The following is a 16,553-nucleotide window of genomic DNA, read 5'->3' as shown; positions in this document are numbered from 1 at the left end:
TCTCTTTTCCATGAACACATTTCAAAAGAAATGTATGATTTAATTTACATTTTGGATTTTATTCAAAACATTTATATATTGCAGATTACATAGTATTAGTCGGAAGGAAGTTTCCTTCCGACAGTGTATTTAATTAAATTCATTTAGTCAAAACGGTTTTCCACTTTCCATATTATTCAACCAAGTGGTAATGTATTCAAAAGATGTGAGAAAATGTCAGAAAAAGATAAAAAATTAGACCAGATAATTAAGACAATCGACGCAAACGATATAAAATTTTTGAAATTGCAGTTTTCAGATATACATGGACTGCCTAAAAGTATGGCAGTGCCTCTTAAAAAGGCAGACGATGTTGAAGACATTGTAAACGACGGATTATTATTTGACGGATCATCAGTAGCAGGATTAGCTTCAATCAATGACAGTGACCTTCTTGCAAAACCTGATGTCAACACTTTTTCAACAATCCCATGGAGGCCTGAATCAAAAGGTACCAGTCGATTTATCTGTGATATTTTCACTACAGACGGAAAACCATATGACGGCGACCCAAGAGGCGTACTTAAAAAATCATTACAATTAGCTGAAAAAAGAGGATATCAGTTCAACATGGGTCCCGAACCTGAATTTTTCATTATAAAGGAAGATGAAAACGGAAATTACATCCCTGCTGATGAAGCTGAATACTTTGATGTTGAACCATTGGATCAGGGTACCGACATCAGAAGAGAAATCGTGCTTGGTTTGGAAAAACTCGATTTCGATGTGGAAGTCAGCCACCACGAAGTTGCAGCAGGTCAGCACGAGGTGGACTTCAAATATGCAGACGCTTTAAAAACAGCAGATGCAGTAATAACATTCAAAGAGGCTGTAAAAGCGCTAGTCAATAATCTGGGCTTTAAGGCAACTTTCATGCCTAAACCGTTTTTAGGAATCAACGGTAGTGGAATGCACTGTAATCAGAGTCTCTTTAAGGACGGAAAAAATATTTTCTATGATCCTGACACTGAAAACCAGATATCACAGGAAGCACTGTACTTCATTGGAGGATTATTGAAACATGCTCCGGCTTTATCATCAATTTTGTCTCCGACAGTCAACTCATACAAACGTCTCGTGCCGGGTTATGAAGCACCATGCTACATAGCTTACGGATTTAAAAACAGATCAACTCTATTGAGAATTCCTGCATCCAGAGGTTTAGGTACAAGAATTGAATGCAGGTCTGCTGACCCTTCATGTAACCCTTACCTTGCATTTGCAGTATTGCTTGAAGCTGGTCTGGACGGTATGAACAACAAGATTGACCCTGGCGAACCTACTGAAGAAAACCTTTTCGCATATTCCGAAGATGAAATCATCGAAAAAGGAATCAGCAGCCTGCCTACCAGCTTATGGGAAGCATATCACTCATTGGAAGAAGACGATGTAATCAAGGATGCTCTTGGAGAAAAAGTGTTCAATCAGTTCTATACAATTAAAAGGGCTGAATGGGATGCATACAGAATCCAGGTATTCGACTATGAAAGGGATGAGTACTTAAACGTATAATTTTTACCATTTATCAGCCAAGCAGGAATCTTTCTGCTTGGCTGCACTTCATATATTTCGGGAGGTCGGTATTTTAAAAAATAATTGACGGTCTTATTTTTTTGGAATTTTGTTTGTTAGTTTAGGCATATTGGAATTTTGAAATCAAGAGTATTGATTTAGGCATATGAAATTAGAAGATTCATGATTGTTTTTTAAGGAATTTTGAAATCATGATCTAGGCATATTGTGGATTTAGATATTATTCATTCACTAATTTTAATATGTGTATTCGCCGATATTTTAGAGGAGGTTTTAGAATGTGTGGAATAGCAGGTGTAATATACAAGGATAAAAAAACTCACGCTGTAGGGGAGGCATTGACATCCATGCTTGAATCCCTTCAACACAGGGGTCCCGATTCAGCAGGATATGCAATCTACGGCGGCTTAAATTTTTCTGAAAATTATTATCAATTAAACATTGAGGTAAACAGAAGAAAAGGGACATTGGAAAATTTAAAATCATTGTTAACTCAGTTCAGCCCAATATTTGAAGAACAGCTAATCGAGTCTGTAGGTGGGTCTGACGTATACAAATGCAAAATAGCGCTGGACGATTTTTCTCTGCTGCAGCCATGCATCAGGGAAATTGACGAAGTGGAAAACGTAAGGGTAATCAACGGTTCACATTCCTTTGAAATGATAAAGGATGTGGGAAAAGTAAAAGACATCGCCGAGCGCTTTGACGTTCCAAGCAGGATGGGAACACACGGAATAGGCCACACCCGTTTTGCAACTGAAAGTGGCGTTGACCGATATCATGCACACCCTTATCAAAGCTACATCATACCAGACATTACTGTTGTGCACAATGGCCAAATCACCAACTACTGGAAGATAAGGGATCCTTTGGAAAGGAAAGGACATACTTTCGAATCATTCAACGATACTGAGTGTATCGTTCATTATATGGCAGATAAACTTAATCAGGGATATAAGCTGGAAGAGGCTTTGGACCAGGCAGTGATTGATTTGGATGGTCCTTTTTCAATATTGGTGGGAACACCAAACGGAATTGGAATTGCAAAGGATAAGCTAGGTCTAAGACCTGGGGTGATGGCCGAAACCGATGAAATATTTGCTATAGCATCAGAAGAAATGGCACTTCATGATGTCATAGATTCCGACCAGATTGAACAGATTGCTCCTGGAGAAACCAGGGCATATACCATTTAATAAGGGGTTTTTTCTATGAAAGAATATGTTATTGATGCAAAAGAGATGAGCGAAAAGGAATTGAATCGTACTATAAAAAAGCAGGCTGAATTTCATGAAAAACTCATTATTGACAATCCCGAATCCGGCCACAACATCTGTGCAGGATTGACCGAAGAGGTATCCATTGAAATCAAAGGTTCTGCAGGATATTTTGTCGGAACAATGGTCAACGGACCAAAGATACACATCACAGGAAATGCCGGATGGTTTGCCGGAGACAACATGACAAAAGGCGAACTCATCATTGAAGGCACAGCCGGAGACGGTGCAGGACAGGGAATCTATGGTGGAACCGTAATAGTGAAAGGAAGCACAGGTTCAAGAACAGGTGAAATCATGAAAGGCGGAACTGTCATAATCGGCGGAAACAGCGGATACATGACAGGACTTCTCATGATGGGTGGAAAACTCATAATACTGGGTGATGTAACCGACGATGTCGGCGAATCAATCATGAGGGGAACAATATATGTTCTTGGAAATGTTAAAAGCTTAGGAAAAAATGCCGTTATGGAAAAAACCACTCTTAAAGATCAAAAGGAGCTTAAAGAAATTTTAACCCAATACGGCTTTGAACTTACAGACATTGATTATACAAACTTTAAAAAAATTGTTAATATGCAATAGGAGCTAAGAAAATGAGCAAACGTAGTATAGCTATGGTTGGAACACCATGTGAAATTATGGCAGCATCTAAACTGCAACATTATACTGACAGCCCTATTGATGTTAAACTGGGCTTATTCTGTATGGAGAATTTTTCATACAAGTACTTCGTAAATCTCTTGAAGGAATACGATTTGAAAATGGAGGACATTGAAAAATTCCAGATTGATAAGGGATTCGTATTCCTGCTTTTGAAAACAAAAGAGACTGTAAAGATACCTCTTTCTGTCGCCAAAAGGATAATCAGAAAAAACTGCAACATCTGTGTTGAGCTTACATCAGAGACATCTGACATTTCAATAGGATCCATTGGCTCTGAAGAGGGTTGGTCAACACTGATAATCAGAACCAAAAAGGGCGAGGAAATAATTGACGGTGCAATAAAACAGGAATTCATCAGGGCCAGGGACCTTACGGAGTCACAGTTCAAACTCTTGAACAGGCTTGCGGAAGCTAAAATTTCCAAAAATCTGGAAAACATTGAAAGAAGGGAATTTTTGGCACGTCCCGTACTGTATCAAAGGGACAAGTCCGACAGCTCAATCAATAAGGAAAATATCGAGTCCGACTTTATGGATCTCAAAGCCAATGTCATTGATGTTGGCGCATGTGTTTTATGCGGGGCATGTGAATATGCCTGTCCTGAGAATCTGATAACAATTGACGATACAAAACCTCAAAAAAGAGGCGAATGTCCTCAGGATTGTCATGCATGCTTCAGGGTCTGTCCTAGAACATTCATACATGAGGACCTTCGAAACGACAACTCAAAACCGATTGGTGATTATATAAAAGTGTTGTCCGTCAAATCCCTTAAGCATACTCAGGGCCAGGACGGTTCCATAGTCACAACTCTTCTGGATTATCTCCTGTCAAATAAGATTGTGACCGATGCACTGATTGTTGATAAAAAAGATGATTTGGCTTGGAAACCGTACGCAAAGATAACAAATGCAATTGATGAAGTTGTCAAATCTGGAGGAACAAAATATTCCGTCTGTCCGGTATTCAAACCTTTGAACGATTTAAAAGAGGGGGCAAATTAAATGTCATTCACTGTCGAGCGTAAGATAGAGATATGTAAACAGAATAATAACAGGCCGGGCTGTTGCTGGTATTTATGTGATAACCCTAAACAATCCGCATGTAAAAACTGTTACAGCTGTTATTCCAACTGTCCTCATGATGTTTACGAGGTCATCAATGACGAACCTCTTCCGATACGTCAGGAAAATTGTGTAGGATGTAAAATATGTGAAGAGATGTGTCCGACACATGCGATATATGTAAGGCCTCTTGCCGATGAAGGCAGGGGAGTATGGTCAAACTCAACAATGGTTGAAATCAAGCGTAAAAGTCAGACAGGCTCATATAAGGTGCGTGGATGTGGATTGACTAAAAAAATCCCTACATTCGATGACTTGAGTATATTGCCTGCACAGGTGTCAAGACCTCCAATAGATTCATACAGGGAACCCTGCAAGACTTCAGTTGTGCTTGGAGACAGATTTGCAGAAAATCCGATTGAAATAGACACTCCTATCATGATCGGTGCAATGTCATTTGGTGCATTGAGCAAAGAGGCAAAAATAGCATTGGCTATTGGAAGCAGCAAGGCAGGCTCAATTACAAACACAGGTGAAGGAGGAATGCTTCCAGAAGAAAGACATTTTGCCGACAAGCTGATTGCACAATACGCTTCAGGCCGTTTTGGAGTATCAGCCAGCTATTTAAACAATGCTGAAGCTGTCGAAATCAAGATAGGTCAGGGAGCAAAATCCGGTATGGGAGGACATTTGCTTGCCCATAAGGTGACTGCAGAAGTTGCAAGGGTACGTAATATTCCTGAAGGAACCTCCGCATTGAGTCCTGCAAGACATATGGATATTGTAGGACCTGAGGATTTGGGAATGAAAATCGACCAGCTGAGGGAAATAACCGACTGGAAAGTCCCTATCATTGTAAAGTTCGCAGCAGGCAGAGTTGAACAGGACGTAAAAATTGCGGCAAAGGCCGGTGCTGACATTATTGTGGTCGACGGTATGCAGGGAGGAACCGGTGCAGGACCTGAAGTGGTTACTGAGCATGCAGGTATTCCAACCATTGAAGCTATCGTAAAGGCCGATGACGCTTTAAAGGACATAAATCTGAGAAGTGAAGTGAGCCTTGTTGCTGCAGGAGGAATCCGCTCTGGAGCAGACGTTGCAAAGGCAATAGCATTGGGTGCTGATGCGGTATATATCGCTACTTCTGCATTAATTTCCATTGGATGTAAGGTCTGTCAAAGCTGTTCTGAAGGAATCTGTCCAAAAGGAATTGCAACACAGGAAAGAATGCTTAGAAGAAGGCTTGATCCTGTAAGAAAAGGTCAGCAGGTTGCAAACTATATTGATGCAATGACTCAGGAAGTAACTTCCCTAACTCAGCAGGCGGGAAATACTGACATTGAAAAGCTTGAACGTCAGGACCTTGTGGCATTGACTGTGGAAGCTTCACAGCTGACAGGTGTTCCTATGGTAAGAAATTAGTCTTTAGATGAGGTTATTATTATAGAATTTGGGAGATATTGTTATGGTGGCATTCGATAGAATTAAATCAGGAATTCCGGGTCTTGACAAGGCTTTGGATAATATTAGATTGGGAGATAATGTGGTTTGGAACGTTACAAATCTGAATGAATTTTCATACTTTGTCAATCCCTATATAAGGCAGGCAAAGGAGGACGGCCGAAACTTGATTTATATCCGTTTCGCCAATCACCCTCCGCTGATAAAAATGACTGATGAGGATTTTCAACTGCTTGAAGTTGAGCTGAACAATCCCGACAAAGAGTTTTGCATGATTGAACGTGATGGAATCAAGATATATCAGGTAAATCCGTACAACCAATTTGAAACATTCACTTTGGAGGTTCACAGAATCATAGAACTTGAAGGATTCGACGCATTCTATGTCTTTGACTGTTTAAGCGACCTTCAGGCAGTCTGGTCAACTGATTTGATGATGGGAAACTTCTTTAAGGTCACCTGCCCTTTTCTGTTTCAGCTTGATACTGTAGCATACTTCCCAATCATTCGTGGAAGGCATTCATATGATGCAATAGCAAAAATTCGTGAAACAACACAGCTATTTCTGAATGTGTATTCAAATTCTCCCGATGAGGTTTATGTCTCTCCACTGAAGGTATGGAACAGATACTCTCAGACCATGTTTTTGGGACATAAGTTCAACCCTCAGACAGGTTCGGTTAAGGTCCTGCAGGACGGCCATGAAGTAAGCAAATACTACAAGACAATCAATGATTCCGACAGGTATCAGAACGGACAGATTCTGGACAGCTGGGAAAGGTATATGCTTCAGGTTAGAATGAAGCATGAAGAAGGGGAAAACATCGATGACGAGTGCGACAAGATATGCGAGCTCATGATGACCAAGGACGAGAAGATGCTTTCCAAAATCAAGGAATATTTCTCATTTGAGGATTACACCACAATCTACGACCGCCGTGTTGGAAGCGGGTCTGTGGGAGGTAAATCCTGCGGAATGCTTCTTGCAAGAAAGATAATTGAAAAGAACTGTCCTGATTTGTACAATAACGTTTTTGAGCCTGACGATTCATTTTACATAGGTTCTGATTTGTTTTACACATATATCGTTTCAAATGATCTGTGGGACCTCAGGGTAAAGCAGAGAACCGAAGAGGGATATTATGAGTATGGCAAAAAGCTGGAAGAGGGTCTTAAAAACGGTACTTTTTCTGATGAAATCAAAAAGGAATTCATAAAAATTTTGGATTATTTCGGCCAGAACCCTATTATTGTCCGTTCAAGCAGTTTTCTTGAGGACGGATACGGCAATGCGTTTGCAGGAAAATACGAATCTGTGTTTTGCGTAAACAGAGGGTCTCTTGAAGACCGTCTGGCGGCATTTGAAGATGCGGTGAAGGTGGTGTATTCAAGTACAATGAACGTTTCGGCTCTGGAGTACAGGAAACTTAACGGGTTGGATGACGTTGATGAGCAGATGGCCCTTTTGGTTCAAAGGGTTTCAGGTTCATACTATGGCGATTATCTTTTCCCAACCGCTGCAGGTGTTGGATTTTCATACAGTCCATATTCTCCACTTCCAGACATGGACAACAGCAAGGGAATGCTGAGGCTTGTGATGGGTCTTGGTACTAAGGCTGTGGACAGGACTAAAAAGGATTATCCAAGAATCATAAATCTCGATAAGCCTGAAGTAACACTGATGAAGGATATAAAGGAAAAGCACAGGTATTCTCAGCATTACCTGGATGTCATTGACTTTAAGCAAATCAGTCTTCATGACATTCCTGTCGATGAAGGTTTGGAGGTAATTCCAAGGCATTCCAAAAGGGTTTTGGTGGAGCATGACCGTGAAGCTGAAAGAATGCTTCGTGAACGTGGCCAGCGCCGTGAAATAGTATTTGTCAATTGTGAGGGTCTTGTTAAGAATTCCGAATTCATTGAGGTGATGAAGGAAATTCTAAGCACTCTTGAAACTGCATACGATTATCCTGTTGACATCGAGTATACGGTAAATGTCGGCGAGGACAGTTCATTCAACATAAACCTTCTCCAGTGCCGCCCGCTTCAGGTTTCAACAAACAATGAAGCTATTGAAATGCCTGAGGACAAAAACGTGTTCTTCCATATCAAGGAATCCTCCATGGGAATGTCACGTAAAAACAAAATCGACACAATATGCTATGTTGACCCTCATAAGTATTATGAATATCCCTACGCTCAAAAAAGCTCAATTTCAAGGATAATAAGTGAAGTAAATGCCTACTGCAAAAACAATGATCGAACTGCCATTCTGATAGTTCCCGGAAGAATAGGCACCTCCTCGCCTGAGCTGGGCATTCCGGTTGTCTTTGCAGACATCAGTCATTTTTCCGCAATACTGGAAGAATCATACAGTGAAGTTGGTTATATGCCTGAGCTGTCTTTCGGAAGCCACATGTTTCAGGATCTGGTAGAGGCGGAAATATACTACGGCGCATTGTTTGAAAACGACAAAAAAATAGAGTTTAACAGGGACATGATTTACGGTTATCCAAATGTCTTAAGGGATATAAATCCCAATTTGGGTGATGAGATATATGACATGATTCAGGTCATAGACTTCGAGGAGGACAAGGCTGAATTCTATCATGACATGAACAGGGACGAAACAATGTGTATTTTCAAGTAATTTGAAGATATTTTATAGTTTAGGGCAGGCGGGTGGGACATATGCCTTTTTATTTGTAATAATTTTTTGCAAAAAAGATTTTTCAAATAAAAGCTAAAAGTATGACAAAATTCCAATGTGATTGATGGCCCCGTTTTTAATCTCTTTTTTTCAATGGGGTCATTTTTCACGTTTTTCAATTGGTCGCTTTGAGAAGCCATTCATACTAAAAAATAAATAGTGCTTGATACAAAGTATGAACAGCGCTTAGTGGATGGTTGGTCATGTTCGATGTCATTAAAAAATTTGCAGTACAATCGGTAACATTAAAAGAGGCTCGTGAAAATGTTGAAGAGATGTCTTTGGCTAAGGAAATGGGCATCTATATCATCTTATTTTTAATATTATATGTTGTCCTTGTTGTTGTTTGGACAATGTTTGGCTATATTCTCGGGCCAGATATTGCCAATTCATTCATCAGTTTATTTTCATTTGCTTTGATTCCTATATTGATATACATTTATGTCACAAAAATTGAAAAGCGCAGCTGGAGAAGTGTCGGATTTTCCAAAGGCAATGCAATATCCTCGACATTAATGGGTGCATCGATAGGCTTTTTAATGTTTCTGGCTGTTGTGGCGATAGGATTTGCATTGGGACAATTCACTTTCAGGGGCTTTGATTTTTCACAAGCTATTTATTTGCTTCCCTTTTTAATTGGTTTCACCATTCAGTCTTTCGGTGAGGAAATCTGCACTAGGGGCTGGACTTTAACCTACTTTTCTAAAAGGCACAGCCTATTGATTGCAATATTGGTATCCAATATTATTTTCATTCTTCCTCACGCTTTAAATGTAGGATTCGATATGATGTCTGTAGTCAATATTTTCCTGGTCGGAACCCTATTTGCAGTCATGTTTTTGAGATTTGACAATGTCTGGATTTGCGGTGGCGCCCATACTGCATGGAATTTTTCACAGGGTGCAATATTCGGATTCAGTGTAAGCGGCAATCCGACACCTTCATTGTTAAAATTTGAACAAGTGGGTCAAAATATAGTTACCGGAGGGACTTTTGGACCGGAATCCGGTTTGATTGCAACTGCTGTCATAATTGCCGCACTGGCTTTGATGGTGTATTACAAAAGATAGTCTTGAACATAGCTTTAAGATAAATATATATTTGATACATTTAATAATATTAATTAGAATTAATGTTTTTTGTGAGTATTATGAAAAGGATATTGGTTATTTTAACGGTAATATTTGCAGCATCATTGATGATTGGCAGTGTGAGCGCTGAAGGCATATTTGATATTTTTTCCAGCTCATCCAATAGTGGAAATAACGAGTCTAATTTTATAGTGGGCTTTAATCCTGAGTTTCCCCCATTCACTTATAAGGATGATGGAGGTAACTTCACCGGTTTTGATTTAGAATTGGCGCAGGAAGTGGCTAAAAGAAACAACTGGACTTTTGTACCTCAACCAATCATTGACTGGAACAGCAAAGAAGTGGAAATAAATTCCGGCGAATTCGACTGTCTTTGGAGTGAATTCACAATTGACGGCAGGGAATCCGATTATACATGGTCTGACCCGTACTTTAACAATTCTCAGGTAATTGTTGTGAAGAATAGTTCTGGAATAAATTCCGCTGATGATTTGAAAGGCAAGACAGTTGAAGTTCAAGGGGGAAGTTCTGCATTGCAGTCCCTTAATGAGCAAAATAAAACTTTCAAGGATACTTTTGGAAAACTGACTGAAATAAGAGACTATAATACCGGATTTATGGACTTGGAATCCGGAGCCTGTGACGCATTGATTATTGATGTTGGAATGGCAAATTATCGTGTCGGCGAAAAGTTTTCCGATAAAGGTTTCAAAATCCTTGATGAGCCTGTATCTCATGAAAAGTATGGTATAGGATTTAAAAAAGGCAACACCGAATTGAGAGACAAGGTTCAAAAGACATTGGATGAAATGTTTAAGGATGGAACAGTCGATAAAATTGCTCAAAAATATGATGAATACAAAATTTCTGAAGGTTTAATCCACAAATGAGTAATGTGGATTAATTTCCCATTTTTTTTTTAAAAAATTGGCTAAACAGTCAATTTAAAGCGATTTTCAGTTTTTAGGAAACTTTTTTTTAATAGATGTTTTTCACTGATTCGGGATAAATTTTAAATATTTTGTTTTTGTAAAATATATATGATATCATGAATCTTAAGAATCTATGTATTATTTTTTTATTTTCATTATTTTTAATTTTAAACGCTTCTTCTGTTCAAGCTCAGGATAATTCAACAGCGTTAGTTTGTCAAAATCAGGATGATTTTCCAGTTTTTGATGCGGAAAATAATTCCAGTGATTTTAATGATGATTCCAGCTATTGGAGTCTGGATGACATCGGCAAGTGGGAATTGGACGAGAATGGAAATCTGGTTTACATTTCACCGGCTGAAAATCGCACTGGCGAAAATTTCACTGAAGACGATTGGAAAATTAATGGCACTGATTTGAGAAAAAACAATTCCAGCCAGAATATCACTCCAATGAACAATCCTTATGATATGAATCCTCTATGGAAGGAATATGCTAGAGACCCTTGGGCGTTTATGGAAAAATACCATTCAATTCCAAGCGCTCCGTCAATACCTGATGATTATTCCATTCCGGATAATCCATGCAGTCCCCCATATTCCAAGGAATTCATTGATTTCATGAATTTTGTTGAAAAGACACGTGTAAAACCTGATGCAATCAAAAGCAAGGATGCTAATGTTTTCTATTCCAAGAAAAATTTATATGCGGTTAGGATTCTCAATCCTGTTGGCGACTCTGTCGGCAAGGGTGTGAATGTCACATTCATTTTCAACGGCAAAAAGATCCATGTTAAAACCGATGATGAAGGTTATGCAAGTTTCAAATTCAACTGTCAGCCTGGAAATTATATTGTAAAGACACATGCGGGCAATATAAGTTCAAAAAACAGGATTGTTGTCAAGCCATTGTTCAAAACAAAGAATGTTGCAAAAAAATATAAGAAATCCTCAAAATTCACAGTCAAAATCATTAAACAGAACGGCAAATCACTTTTCAAAAAGAATATTAAGGTAACCTTTAGGGGAAAAAGCTATAATCTTAAAACAGATTCAAAGGGAATTGCCGCATTCAAGATTCCAAAAAATCTTAAGGTTGGAAAATATGGCATCAAAACATACTATAATGGCTGTGCTGTCAAAAATATCATAACTGTTAAAAGATGATTTTAACTGTATTTTTGTCTGACTGTTCATATTCCTTTCAAAATATTAATTAAAGATAACTGATATATTATGTAGTGGTGTTATAATGGTTAATTTTGAGACACTTGAAAGCGCAAGGGAATTTTTTTACAAGGACAAGTTTGCGGTAAATACCGGTATCGTGCTGGATGAAATAACTGAAGATGAAGCAATATGCTCATTGGAATTGAATGATGAGCACAGAAATGCCTACGGTGGTGTTATGGGTGGTGTAATATTTACATTGGCCGATTTTGCCTTTGCAGTTCTCTCCAATCAGATACATCAGTTGACTGTTGCTCAACAGGTTGACATTCATTATCTCTCAGCTCCAAAAGGAGATAAGCTAATAGCCAAGGCAACATGTCGAAAAAGCGGCAGGACATCTTCCATTGTAAATGTTGACATTTCAGATGATTTAGGTCGTGATGTTGCCCAGTTTATAGGTACTGGATTTAAATTATAGTTATTTAGGTGCTGGAAATTCAGCGCTTAAATAAAATTTCGATTTTTTCATGTCAAATCACGGACTTTTTAAGCTTTTTTTACTTCTTTTACTATTTTTTTTGGATTTGTGAAAACACTTTTGAAGTTTTTTAAAAGTTTGGCCTTTTTTTCATCTTAAGTTATTTTGCAGATATTTGAATTTTTGGTTACTTTATTGATTTCATTGTGTAAAATTTACTTTAAAGTGTTATATTGCTTTTATTTTTAATTTAGAAAAATTTTAAATAGTGTTTTTTATAAATAATTATTTGGTTATTTTCATGGTTCAAAATAAGGATGCTTCATTTAAATTCATATCCAAGACCATTTAAAGGAACTTTTGGATATTCTGGATTTTCATTTGGATTTTGACATTGACCCTTTGGACGTTGAGGTTTTACCGACTGAGGTTGTAGTAATCGAGCCTTCCCTTGTGCGACCGGATTACATAATAAGAATTAAAAATGTTATTTTCATGATGGAATTTGAAAGCTCTCATGTGGGATTGAAAAAGAAAAAGCTATTCAAATTGTATATTTCTGCTTATGATTACAAAAACAATGATGAAAATGATAATATAATATTTTTTGTCGTTTCCACCAAAGAAAAATCAAAAATGGCTGAATATAATATTAATGATTGGGATTCCTTCAAATTTCCAATCATTTCACTCAAGGAACTGGATAAAGAAAAAATTATTAATAATATTGAAACAAAAATGGATAATAAAGATACGTTTACCAATAGGGAATTGATTGAATTGGCTTTGACGCCGATTTTGGAGAAGAATAAGGAAAAAGTTATAGGTCAATTCTACGAAACAAAAGAAATTATGTCTCGAATTCAATATCCTACAGACGAAATCAAAACATCTGTATATGGAATCGTTTTGATGCTGAGCAGTAGGTATTTTGATGAGTTGGATCCAGTTAGAAAAGATATTCAGGGTGATTTGATGGGTAAGGTTGATTGTGTTGCGGAAGCCTGCAGGAAAAGTTTTGATGAAGGTAAGAATGAAGGTCATTCCGAAACTGAGGAGAATATTGTTAGGAATATGTTGGTTAATTCTGATTTGTCTGTTGAGGAGATTTCTAGGCTTTGTGGTGTTTCTTTGGATAGGGTTGTGGATTTGAAAAGTAAGTTGTGAATTTGGTTTTATATTTTTTTGGTGATTTGATGGGTAAGGTTGATTGTGTTGCGGAAGCCTGCAGGAAGAGTTTTGATGAAGGTAAGAATGAAGTCATTCGGAAGCTTTTAGTTAATTCTGATTTGTCTGTTGAGGAGATTTCTAGGCTTTGTGGTGTTTCTTTGGATAGGGTAGTTGACTTGAAAAACAGTCTTTGAAAATAGAATTTTTGCCAAACCCATTACTTTATATTGTATGAATTTTATAATTATTAAGTGACTGATTAACAAGTCGTGAAAAATCATAAAGGTTCGAAGTTGCACTGCCGTAGCTTCGAACTTTTTTTTTGAAAGATTTTTATTGTTGCGGGTGTAAACATTTGGTTAAATGCTCCCGCAACTGGTGAATATTTCCTGTAATTTGGGCACTATTTTTTAAATTGAGTATTTTAATTTTACGTGTTATATTTCAGATAGATGATAAATTCAAATATCATTTGATTCATTGTTTTTTTAATTTGCTTTACATTATGTTTTAATTCAATTTAAACATAAGTGAATATCTACATCATGCCCCTCAACAATTTCATTTTGGTGGGAAATGGTGGATGGTTTTTGATTGATTAAATGGAGAATTTTTTTTGGGGGGGGTCGGTAATGAGTTGGTTAATAATGGTAAATCATTTTTATTATATTGGTATAAAGAAGGTAAGTTAGCCAACTCATCACCGTTTCAAACCCATCTGAAGATGGATTTGCATCTAAAATACTCAATTTTAGATAATTATAGTATGAATAGTGACATATATAAAGTTTTTCGACTGCAAGTGCTTACTTGCATGGTTATTTTAAGAATTAAGTTATATTATTAATTATTTTTAAAAAAAGAAAAGGATGATGGTTTTTCAGTGGTGTTGTGGTCATGTTGCGACTTCGTTACCGTTTTCATCAATTACTGGGTCGACGGCATTTCCGTTCTCGTCGATAACTCCTCCATCATCACTGCTGGTGTCTCTTGAGTCAGAACTACTTTGCTGTGAAGAGGAACTACTTGGAGTGTATGAAGTGTCTGTCGAATAAACAGGAGTGTATGTGTTTTGCTGTGAATCCTGTGCCTGTTCTATGTTGATTGCTTGAATATCTTCGCTTGTAGCGTTAAGCTGTTCTTCCACATGGCCTGAAACGATATTTATCTTTTTGGAAAGGCTGCTTGAACTGTAGTTGGCATCTCCATTGAAGGTCACGTTGACTGTGTATGTGTCCGGTGTAATGTTTTCAACCTTGACCAACGCCATACCGGTCACGTGTGTTTTGAGTTCCTTGGTGTAAACGGCCTTTCCTTTTTTGTCGATAATACTGACTTTGATTGGTTTGTCACCTAATGAATTCTTTTCCATATCTGTCAGTTTGATATATATGGTTCCGTTTTCACCGATGCTTCCGTTATTCAATATCTGTATTTGCGTATTCTTTGCACTGTTCGGGGAAGAAAATATTATGCCTGCAACTGCAATAGCAATAATGATTACAATTCCAATAATTACATATTCTTTCTTATCCATCATATCACCATTTTTCGGAAATTAAAAAGAAAAGAAGAAGCTAATCCTCTTATCTTTTAACAGTCAATATAACTTTTTTGCTTACGGCATTATAATATTTATTGCCTGCATATTTTATGAGGGCAATAAATTTGGCAGACTTTTTCAAGTTTGTAATCTTGAATATGGCCTGTCCTTTGGTATTTGTAACTACTTTGTAGGTTTTACCGTTGACTTTTAAGGAAACTTTGGTTTTCTTAATAGGCTTGTTCTTATGGTTTTTCAAAGTAACTGTGTACTTTTTGACTTTTGTTGATACCTTATAGGTCTTTTTGGAAGCAACAATCTTTGGAGTGGCCTTTTTGACAGTTATCTTAAATTTGCCTGAGCTTGCAAGGGATGTGTTGTCTCCTGCGAATTTTACGGTGCATGTGTATGCTTTAGGTAAAACGCTTCCTGAAACGCTAATTGTCACTTTTCCATTGCTGCCGGTTTTTGCCTTGTATGTCTTGCCGTTGAATGTAATCTGTACTGTCGCATTATTAATCGGACCATTTTCGCCGGTCAGTGTTACGGTTACATTAGCGGTATTTGCATAGATGACGCTTACTGATCCTGCTTTGACTGTGGTTGACTGCTTGATGAAGAATGCAATCTCTTTTGTTGTCTTGAAGTTTGCATCGTCTCCATAATATTTTAGGGTGACTGTGTTGTTTCCTGCAGGATAGGTTCCATTGAATAATGTGCTTCCTTTGCTTAATGTCTTGTTGTATTTGTCGATTGCACTGGAGTATTCAACAATTCCTGTTGCATTTTCGATATTGACATAGATTATGACATTTTTGCCATTGATTTCGACGCTGTAGTTGATTTCAGGCATGACTTTATCAACAGATGTGTTCAATGTTGTATTTGCCTTGAAGTAGTTGTCATCACCTTGGTATTCTATGAAGAAATCGTATTGGCCTTTGACTAATCTGTCTGTGAATTTGGCGATTCCGTTTATGATTTCAACACTTTCCTCTTTGATGAAAGTTCCATTTCTGTAGACTGCATATGTGACATTTCCTGTTGCGTTTTCATACATTGCTGTTTCAATAAATAGGATGTTTTCATCCATGGTGAGAATTGCGTTCATTGCAGGAATGTCTTTGGAAATTATCAGTGTTGCATTTTTGACAGACTGGAAGTTTTCTTCATCTTCAGGAGATGTTGCAACAATTGTGTAGTTTCCTTTTGCAATTTTACCCGTGTAGGTATTGTTTACGGTAGTGTTGAGCAATTCCAATGTGATGTTTCCGGTCACATTTGCTTTTGCTGTGATTGTTGTTGTTCCGTATTCGTCGGTTGTTATCTCAATTGTGATTTGCGGTGTGTTTTTGGCTATTGTTGCGTTCACTGTTGCGTTTGCTTTGTAGTAGTTTTCATCTCCTGTGTATTC

13 protein-coding genes and 1 pseudogene are annotated in these 16,553 nt (G+C 37.7%); 12 read left to right on the top strand and 2 right to left on the bottom strand.

The features are described from left to right. Positions 1-213: 213 nt before the first annotated feature. The 12 genes from glnA (at position 214) to UIB65_RS04720 (ending at position 13,790) form a co-directional block, all read left to right on the top strand. Positions 214-1,551 (top strand): type I glutamate--ammonia ligase, encoded by a 1,338-nt coding sequence (gene glnA, locus UIB65_RS04775; protein WP_330039970.1) that lies wholly within the window; start codon positions 214-216, stop codon positions 1,549-1,551. A gap of 299 nt (positions 1,552-1,850) precedes the next feature. Continuing rightward, entirely contained in the window at positions 1,851-2,768 is a 918-nt protein-coding gene (locus tag UIB65_RS04770) for a glutamine amidotransferase (protein WP_296805035.1), read from the top strand. A gap of 15 nt (positions 2,769-2,783) precedes the next feature. After that, a complete protein-coding gene (locus UIB65_RS04765) occupies positions 2,784-3,437 on the top strand; it encodes a tributyrin esterase (RefSeq protein WP_330039969.1) in 654 nt (217 codons plus the stop codon). A gap of 11 nt (positions 3,438-3,448) precedes the next feature. Beyond that, entirely contained in the window at positions 3,449-4,522 is a 1,074-nt protein-coding gene (locus tag UIB65_RS04760; RefSeq protein WP_330039968.1) for a Coenzyme F420 hydrogenase/dehydrogenase, beta subunit C-terminal domain, read from the top strand. Beyond that, positions 4,523-6,004, top strand: a complete 1,482-nt coding sequence (locus UIB65_RS04755) for a glutamate synthase-related protein (protein ID WP_330039967.1) — start codon at positions 4,523-4,525, stop codon at positions 6,002-6,004. It begins immediately after the preceding gene. 43 nt (positions 6,005-6,047) lie between these two features. After that, on the top strand, positions 6,048-8,693 hold the full coding sequence (locus UIB65_RS04750) for a PEP/pyruvate-binding domain-containing protein (protein ID WP_330039966.1): 2,646 nt from the start codon (positions 6,048-6,050) through the stop codon (positions 8,691-8,693). A 263-nt stretch (positions 8,694-8,956) separates the two neighbouring features. Then, entirely contained in the window at positions 8,957-9,823 is an 867-nt protein-coding gene (locus UIB65_RS04745; protein ID WP_296893951.1) for a type II CAAX endopeptidase family protein, read from the top strand. A gap of 77 nt (positions 9,824-9,900) precedes the next feature. Further along, positions 9,901-10,734, top strand: coding sequence for an amino acid ABC transporter substrate-binding protein (locus UIB65_RS04740; protein WP_330039971.1), 834 nt, complete (start codon positions 9,901-9,903; stop codon positions 10,732-10,734). 158 nt (positions 10,735-10,892) lie between these two features. Beyond that, positions 10,893-11,942, top strand: coding sequence for a hypothetical protein (locus UIB65_RS04735; protein WP_330039965.1), 1,050 nt, complete (start codon positions 10,893-10,895; stop codon positions 11,940-11,942). A gap of 85 nt (positions 11,943-12,027) precedes the next feature. After that, a complete protein-coding gene (locus UIB65_RS04730; protein WP_330039964.1) occupies positions 12,028-12,426 on the top strand; it encodes a PaaI family thioesterase in 399 nt (132 codons plus the stop codon). Between the two features lie 381 nt (positions 12,427-12,807). Continuing rightward, positions 12,808-13,593: a hypothetical protein gene (locus UIB65_RS04725; protein ID WP_330039963.1), complete on the top strand. Its 786-nt coding sequence runs from the start codon at positions 12,808-12,810 to the stop codon at positions 13,591-13,593. A gap of 2 nt (positions 13,594-13,595) precedes the next feature. Then, on the top strand, positions 13,596-13,790 hold the full coding sequence (locus tag UIB65_RS04720; RefSeq protein WP_330039962.1) for a hypothetical protein: 195 nt from the start codon (positions 13,596-13,598) through the stop codon (positions 13,788-13,790). A 701-nt stretch (positions 13,791-14,491) separates the two neighbouring features. On the opposite strand, the gene UIB65_RS04715 is transcribed toward UIB65_RS04720, so the two are convergent. Beyond that, on the bottom strand, positions 14,492-15,133 hold the full coding sequence (locus UIB65_RS04715; RefSeq protein ID WP_330039961.1) for a hypothetical protein: 642 nt from the start codon (positions 15,131-15,133) through the stop codon (positions 14,492-14,494). A 49-nt stretch (positions 15,134-15,182) separates the two neighbouring features. After that, a pseudogene (locus UIB65_RS04710) lies at positions 15,183-16,553 on the bottom strand (Ig-like domain-containing protein); the annotation flags it as partial.

Origin of the sequence: Methanobrevibacter sp., assembly GCF_036307625.1 — an archaeon.
Classification (GTDB): Archaea; Methanobacteriota; Methanobacteria; order Methanobacteriales; family Methanobacteriaceae; genus Methanocatella.
This window is presented reverse-complemented; position numbering and strand designations above follow the sequence as displayed.